The 7,570-nt window shown below is 63.4% G+C and carries 6 protein-coding genes; 5 read left to right on the top strand and 1 reads right to left on the bottom strand.

Annotation, left to right across the window (positions count from 1 at the left end):
• Window positions 1-25: 25 nt before the first annotated feature.
• Window positions 26-1,243, bottom strand: a complete 1,218-nt coding sequence (locus ACWF6P_RS31595) for an MFS transporter (RefSeq protein ID WP_452623675.1) — start codon at window positions 1,241-1,243, stop codon at window positions 26-28.
• A 117-nt stretch (window positions 1,244-1,360) separates the two neighbouring features.
• Between ACWF6P_RS31595 and ACWF6P_RS31590 the strand changes: the two genes are divergently transcribed.
• From ACWF6P_RS31590 to phoU, 5 genes are all read left to right on the top strand, one after another.
• Window positions 1,361-2,236 (top strand): LysR family transcriptional regulator, encoded by an 876-nt coding sequence (locus ACWF6P_RS31590; RefSeq protein WP_452623676.1) that lies wholly within the window; start codon window positions 1,361-1,363, stop codon window positions 2,234-2,236.
• A 128-nt stretch (window positions 2,237-2,364) separates the two neighbouring features.
• Entirely contained in the window at window positions 2,365-3,324 is a 960-nt protein-coding gene (locus ACWF6P_RS31585) for an acyl-ACP desaturase (RefSeq protein ID WP_378446580.1), read from the top strand.
• Window positions 3,325-3,405: 81 nt separating this feature from the next.
• Entirely contained in the window at window positions 3,406-4,548 is a 1,143-nt protein-coding gene (gene dusB, locus ACWF6P_RS31580; protein WP_003939756.1) for a tRNA dihydrouridine synthase DusB, read from the top strand.
• Between the two features lie 150 nt (window positions 4,549-4,698).
• Entirely contained in the window at window positions 4,699-6,756 is a 2,058-nt protein-coding gene (locus ACWF6P_RS31575) for an LCP family protein (protein ID WP_452623674.1), read from the top strand.
• A 72-nt stretch (window positions 6,757-6,828) separates the two neighbouring features.
• On the top strand, window positions 6,829-7,524 hold the full coding sequence (phoU, locus tag ACWF6P_RS31570; RefSeq protein WP_003940130.1) for a phosphate signaling complex protein PhoU: 696 nt from the start codon (window positions 6,829-6,831) through the stop codon (window positions 7,522-7,524).
• Window positions 7,525-7,570 lie beyond the last annotated feature (46 nt).

Genomic DNA, 7,570 nt, shown 5'->3' with positions numbered 1-7,570 from the left:
GTTCGGGATCGCCGCAGCGCTCTGTTCAGTCAACCGTCGAAGATCGAAACATCCTCAGCGACAATGCAAACGCAACCAACAGCAGCGCGCCCACAAAAGCACTGACCCCACCCCAACCGCCACCCGCGTATGCGAGACCCGCGAGGGCGCCCGCCACGGACGAACCCGCGTAGTAGGCAAACAGATACAACGCCGACGCCTCGGCCCGGTGATCGGTAGCGATCAGCCCCACCCAACCACTGGCCACCGAATGTGCCGCGAAGAATCCTCCGGTGAAGAGGAGCATCCCCACGAGTGTCAACGCCAGGTTGTCTGGAACGGTCAGTGCCAGCCCGACACCGATGACGACAACCGAACCGAGCAGAACACTGCGCCTACCCAGCCGGTCCGAGGCCCCGCCGGCGACCGCCGAGGTGAAAGTGCCGGCGAGGTAGAAAAGAAACACCAGGCCGACAAGTGCTTCGGGAAGACCGAAAGGTGCTGCCGTGAGCCGAAATCCGAGGAAGTTGTAGATCGAGATGAAGCCGCCCATCAGGATGAATCCCAAAGCGAAGAGTGTTCGCAGCGACGGGTTCGCAAGGTGGCGTCGTAGATTCGACGCGATCGTGCGCGCCGATATCGGTTGCGGGCGAAAGAACTTCGACGCGGGAAGCTGCCGGATCATGTTGAGCGCGAACAATGCCGACAGCGCGGACGCAGTCAACAGCGCCCAACGCCACGTACTGAAATCGACCACGGCCGAGGGAACAAGCCGCCCGATCAAACCACCGATGGTCGTACCAGCGACGTATCTCCCCATCGCCGCACCGAGGTCCTTCCGATCGACCTCTTCTGCCAGATAGGCCATCGCCACCGCCGGGACACCAGCCAGAGCCAATCCTTGTGCTGCGCGTCCGACCAACAGAACCTCGATCGTCGGACTGAGCGGCAGGAGCAAACCGATCACACAGGACGCCGACGCCGACGCGATCATCACCCGTGTGCGGCCGAACCGCTCGGAGAGCGCACTGGCGGGAATGATCGCCAACGCCAGCATGCCTGTCGTCGCCGAGACGGAAAGCGCAGACACCGCCGGCGAGACGTCGAAGCCTTCCGCGAACGCGGGCAGCAATGCCTGTGCCGCGTACATCGAGATGAACGTCGATAGTCCGGCCGCGAACAACGCAACGGTCACCGTGCGATACCCGGCAGATCCCCGGCGAAGCGGCGCCACCTCGGATTCGATCACGTTCTCAACAGTCACCACGTACCTCCAGGCATCACTTACCTCCGGTAAGAATCCTCCCGCCGAGCTTCGACAAAAGAAAATGCATAAACTTGGAGTTCTATATGCGCGAAACGCATATAGATTTGGTTCGTGATGCTGACCGAAGACCTCGAGTGGTTCGTTGTACTCGCCGAAACCCAACAGGTCACCGCGACTGCGGACCTGACCCACCTGTCGCAGCCGACCCTCTCGCGCAAACTCGCACGCCTCGAACGGCAGATCGGCGTGACACTCTTCGACCGTCAGGGACGCCGACTCGAACTGAACCGATACGGCGAGATCCTCTACGAACACGCTCGGACCGCGCTCCGCGCCCTCGACGCGGCGCAGACCGAAATCCAGTCGCTGGCGAGCCCCGAGAGCGGCACGGTGCGACTCGACTTCCTCCACTCGTTCGGAACCTGGCTGGTACCGCACATGCTGCGGGGATATCGCGTCGAGCATCCCGGCGTGCGATTCGAATTGCATCAGGACAGTGCCCAGTTCCTGGTCGACAGAATTTCCGCCGGCACGTCCGACCTGGCCGTCGTCTCGCCGCAGCCGCGCGATCCACAGGTGGCGTGGATGCAGATCGCTCAGCAGTCACTGGCATTGGCTGTTCCGGCTGATCATCGCTTTGCGCAGCTGCCTTCGGTCGAGCTGGCAGAAGCGGCCGAAGAACCGTTCATCGGTATGCACCCGAACTTCGGGATGCGAAGAATTCTCGATGAACTCTGCGCGGCCGCAGGATTCACTCCGAATTTCGTCTTCGAGAGCAGCGAGCTGGCAACGGTCGGCGGACTGGTCTCCGCGTCCTTCGGTGTCTCGGTCATGCCGGTTCAAGATCCGCCGATCTGGGCCGAAGGAGTCGTCTACGTACCGATCGAAGGAGCACAACGAAAAATAGGGCTGATCTGGTCGAAGAGCCGCGAGCTGTCCGATCCCGCCCGGACGTTCCGCGACTACGTCCAAAGAACGACTTGGTCGTGAAAGTGCCCCCGGATAACTACGGATCGGTAACATCGCTCGAGGGGAGCAATTTTCATGCCATTCTTTTCAAACCTACGGTGCCGTAGGCTGGGGCGAAGTCGCGCATTCACTCAACATGGAGGCAAGAAATGACGAGGATTCTGACGCAGCTGGAGCTGCTACAAGAGCTGCAGCCGGTTGCCGAGGAGAACGTCAACCGCCACATCTCCATGGCCAAGGAATGGCATCCACACGATTACGTACCGTGGGACGAGGGTCGTAACTTCGCAGCCATGGGCGGCGAAGACTGGAGTCTCGAGCAGTCACAACTCGGCGAGGTCGCCCGAGCCGCGATGATCACCAACCTTCTCACCGAGGACAACCTGCCGTCGTACCACCGTGAGATCGCCGAGAACTTTTCGCAGGACGGCGCCTGGGGCACGTGGGTCGGCCGATGGACCGCCGAGGAGAACCGCCACGGCATCGTGATGCGTGATTACCTCGTCGTCACGCGCGCAGTCGACCCTGTCGAGCTCGAACGGTTCCGCATGGAACACATGACAAACGGTTACAGCGCACCCATCGACGAGGGCGACGCCGGCCTGTTGCACTCAGTCGCGTACGTGACCTTCCAGGAACTCGCGACACGCGTCAGCCACCGCAATACCGGCAAGGCCTGCGACGAGCCGGTTGCCGACAAGATGCTTCAGCGCATCGCGGCGGACGAGAACCTGCACATGATCTTCTACCGCAACATCTGCGCCGCCGCGCTCGATCTTGCTCCCGACCAGGCTCTCAAGGCTGTGGCGAACATCGTCCAGAACTTCCAGATGCCCGGCGCCGGAATGCCGAACTTCCGCCGCAACGGCGCTCTCATGGCCAAGCACGGCATCTACGACCTTCGCCAGCACCTCGACGAGGTCGTCTGGCCGGTCCTGCGCAAGTGGAACATCTTCGAGCGCAACGATTTCAGTGCCGAAGGCGAGAACACGCGCGAGGAGTTGGCGGCCTTCCTCGAGACCCTCGCCGCCAACGCGACCAAGTTCGAGGAGCAGCGCGATCGCATGCTCGCACGCGAAGCCGCCAAGCGCGAACAGCAGGCTTCTTAGTTTCACCAGCTATTCTGTGCCCGGTACCGGATTCGGTGCCGGGCACTTCCAATTGTCACAAATATTTGTTCAGAGGTAGTCATGTCATCCCTTCGTATCGGTTCACTCGAGCTGCACAGCCCCGTGGTCCTCGCACCCATGGCGGGCGTCACCAACGTCGCCTTCCGCACGCTGTGCCGTGAACTCGAACTCGAACGTGCAGGCAGCACGTCCGGGCTCTACGTCTGCGAAATGGTCACTGCACGCGCGCTTGTCGAACGCCAACCCGCCACGATGCACATGACCACGTTCGGCCCGACCGAAACGCCCAGGTCGCTGCAGCTGTACACCGTCGACCCGGATACGACGTACGCCGCGGCCAAGATGATCGTCGACGAGAACATGGCCGATCACATCGACATGAACTTCGGCTGCCCGGTACCGAAGGTGACCCGCAAGGGCGGCGGATCGGCGCTGCCGTACAAGCGTCGACTGTTCGGACAGATCGTCGCGGCAGCCGTGCGCGCCACCGAAGGCACCGACATTCCGGTCACCGTCAAGATGCGCGTCGGCATCGACCCCGAACATCACACGCACCTCGACGCCGGCCGGATCGCCGCAGCTGAAGGCGCCGCTGCCGTCGCACTTCACGCACGTACCGCGTCGCAGCGCTACTCCGGCACTGCTGACTGGAACGAGATCACGCGCCTCAAGGAACACGTCACCGACGTGCCGATCCTCGGCAACGGCGACATCTTCGACGCCTCGGATGCTGCCCGCATGATGAACGAGACCGGCTGCGACGGCGTCGTCGTCGGACGCGGCTGCCTCGGACGGCCATGGCTGTTCGCGGAACTCAGCGCAGCTCTCAACGGACAACAGATCGCCACGCCGCCGACGCTCGGCGAAGTCACCAAGATCATTGCCCGTCACGCCCAACTGCTCGCCGCGCATCACGGTGAAATGAAGGGTCTGCGCGAACTTCGCAAGCACGTCTCCTGGTACATGCGTGGGTTCCCGGTCGGATCGGATCTGCGAGTCTCCATGGCCTTGGTCAGCACGTTGTCCGAACTGGACGACCTGCTCGGACAGCTCGACCACGACGTCCCGTTCCCCAAGGACGCCGAAGGCCCGCGCGGACGCCAAGGCTCACCCGGTCAGGTGGCACTCCCGGAAGGTTGGCTCGACGATCCCGAAGACGACCTTGTGCCGGTGGGAGCTGACATGATGCACTCTGGCGGCTAGCGAAAACACGCCGTCGGATTACTCACATCACTTAATGAGTGGAGCACTCAGGATTCACCAGTAATATGGCTCCAGCTTCGTCGACAACCGGTTGACGCCGGCATCTGAATGACGAGTTACTGACAGTCGACGACGGGACAGGTTGCATCGGTGGGTGATGATCACGATTCGGGCCCACCTCCGCCCGAGAGCCGCGCCCCCTGGGAACGTCCGCTCGCAGACAAGCGCTTCCGCAACGCCCGACCGGACCAACCGGCAACGCCCCAGCGCCCTGCCACACCCCAGCGACCAGCACCGCAACCGCCCAGTCCCCCAGAGCGTCGCAGCAGTGGACGTACCGGCCGACGGGATTCGCCTCCGACCGACGACTCCGTGTCGGTCGCCGAGTTGGTCCGTCGGGTAGGCGACAAAAAGCCGCCACCTACCCCGGCTGCGCCGCCCAAGTCCGCACCACCCAAGACTCCATCTCGAGCTGCATCGGCACCGCCCCCGGCGCCATCAGCACCGCCCCCGGCGCCGTCAGCACCGCCCCCGGCCCGGCCGATTACCGCGCGCCCGACAGTCCCGCCTGCCGCTACGGACTGGATAACCGAAGAACATCCCGTCACCTCAGCAGTGCCGCGCATAGTCGGTGACACCGGCGCCACCCGCCTCGCGCAAAGCAAGATTCGCCGACGCCATCGCGCAAAAGTGATCGGCCGATCAGCAGTAGCGTTCCTGGCCGTCATGTCGCTCGCGTTGACCGGCGTGGTCTGGGGTTATCTGCGATCGATCGAAGGCGGCTTCGATCAGATTGCAGCACTCGACACCGAATCCGACGACATCATCGACGCCGGCGGCCAGCTCGGCGACGAGACATACCTGATCATCGGCACCGACACCCGCGCCGGTGCGAGTGGTGAGATCGGCGCCGGAACCGTCGAAGACGCCGAAGGTGCCCGAGCCGACACGGTCATGCTGGTGAACATTCCCGCCGACCGAAGCCGCGTCGTCGCAGTCTCCTTCCCTCGTGACCTCGACGTCGAACGTCCGATCTGCCAGGGCTGGGACAACGACGCCGGCAAGTACACCAGCGAAACCTTCCCGGCGGCCAGTGGCGACAAGCTCAATGCGACGTACGCACTCGGCGGCCCCAAGTGCCTGGTCAAAGTCATCCAGAAGATGTCCGGCCTGAAGATCGGGCACTTCGTCGGAATGGACTTCGCCGGTTTCGAGCGCATGGTCGACACCGTCGGCGGTGTGAACGTCTGCTCCCCCGGACCGATCGAAGACGGCATCCTCGGAACCGTTCTCGCTTCGGGCGGCACGCAGATGCTCGACGGCCGTACCGCACTCAACTACGTGCGCGCCCGCCACGTCGAAGCCGAGGGCAACGGCGACTACGGACGCATCACCCGTCAGCAGAAGTTCCTGTCGGCGCTGCTCCGCTCGGCCCTGTCCAACCAGGTCCTCCTGAATCCGAGCAAGCTCAACGGATTCATCAACGCCTTCACCAGCGACACGTTCGTCGAGAACATCGACACGAAATCACTGGTCACCCTCGGCCGTTCGCTGCAGAACGTCGATGCAGGCGCGGTCACGTTCTTGACGGTCCCCACCGACGGCACCAACGACTGGGGCAACGAGATTCCTCGCACCGACGAGATCAAGTCCCTCTTCCAGGCGATCATCGACGACGATCCGCTTCCGGGTGAAGAGCGCGAGGACACCACACCGTCGTCGACCAGTTCCACGACCACCGCTCCCACGTCCAGCACGCCGCCGGCGGCCACTTCCGTCGAGGCGATGAGCGCCTACAACGTCTCGGTCGACGTCTCCAACGCGTCCGGAATCGCCGGGCAGGCCGCGACCATCGCCGACAGCCTCGCAGCTTACGGTTTCCAGATCTCCACGGTCGGTAATTTCAGCGCGGCCACCGGCCTGGCGAATGCTCAGGCGTCGACCACCGTCGTCCGCTACGCCGCTGGCTACGAGGCTGAAGCGGTCACTGTCGCGTCGTCGATTCCCGGCGCGGTTCTCGTTCTCGCTCCGAGCATGGGAGACATGATCGAGGTTGTCGTCGGAAGCAATTTCTCCGGCACCGTCGTCGCCCCCGCCGAGCCGGGGACCATGCTGGCGGCAAATCCGACGTCGGTCGACACCAGCACCTCGACGGCTCTGCCCGCCGACATCGCCAGCGTCAACGCCGGCGACACCACCTGCGACTGAGACTTGTTCATTCACCTTGCGTTCACCTGGTGCTTGTGACTTGGTCTTTCACGGCACGTAGGCTCTGACCTCATGCGCGTGGCTTACAACGAACAGATGACCGAGCTTGCAGACACGCTCGGCGAGATGGCAGGACTGGCAGGTGCCGCTATGGAGCGCGCCACCCAGTCCCTGCTCCAGGCAGACCTGTCCCTGGCAGAACAAGTAATCGGCGAACACGACAAGATCACCGAACTCAGCACCATTTGCGAGGAGCGTGCGTTTGCGTTGCTCGCCTTGCAGGCTCCCGTTGCCGGAGATCTGCGCTCGGTGGTCAGCGGAATCCAGATCGTCGCCGACATCGACCGCATGGGTGCACTCGCCCTGCACGTCGCCAAGATCGCGCGCCGCCGACATCCCAACCACGTGCTTCCTGAAGAGGTCAACGGCTACTTCGCCGAGATGGGACGCATCGCCGTCTCCATCGGTGCAGCCGCCAAGGTCGTACTCGAGACCCGCGACCCCGAGCGCGCTGCTCGCCTGCGCGAAGAAGACGAAGCGATGGACGACCTCCACCGCCACCTCTTCACCGTCCTCATGGATCGCGAGTGGAAGCACGGCGTAGCCGCCGCAGTCGACGTCACTCTGCTCGGCCGCTTCTACGAGCGGTTCGCCGACCACGCTGTCGAGGTCGGCCGACGCGTCATCTTCCTGGTGACCGGCAAGCTGCCCGAAGAGCCGGAAACCACCGAGAAGGTCGACAACCTCACCTCGTACCCGGATCTCTGAACCCAACCGTCCACGTGAGTAAAAAGGCGGCCGCGCACCTGCGCGG

The sequence above is a fragment of the Rhodococcus sp. NPDC055024 genome (genome assembly GCF_053608585.1).
Note: the sequence above shows the minus strand (reverse complement) of the source record. Positions and strands in the feature narration are given on the sequence as shown.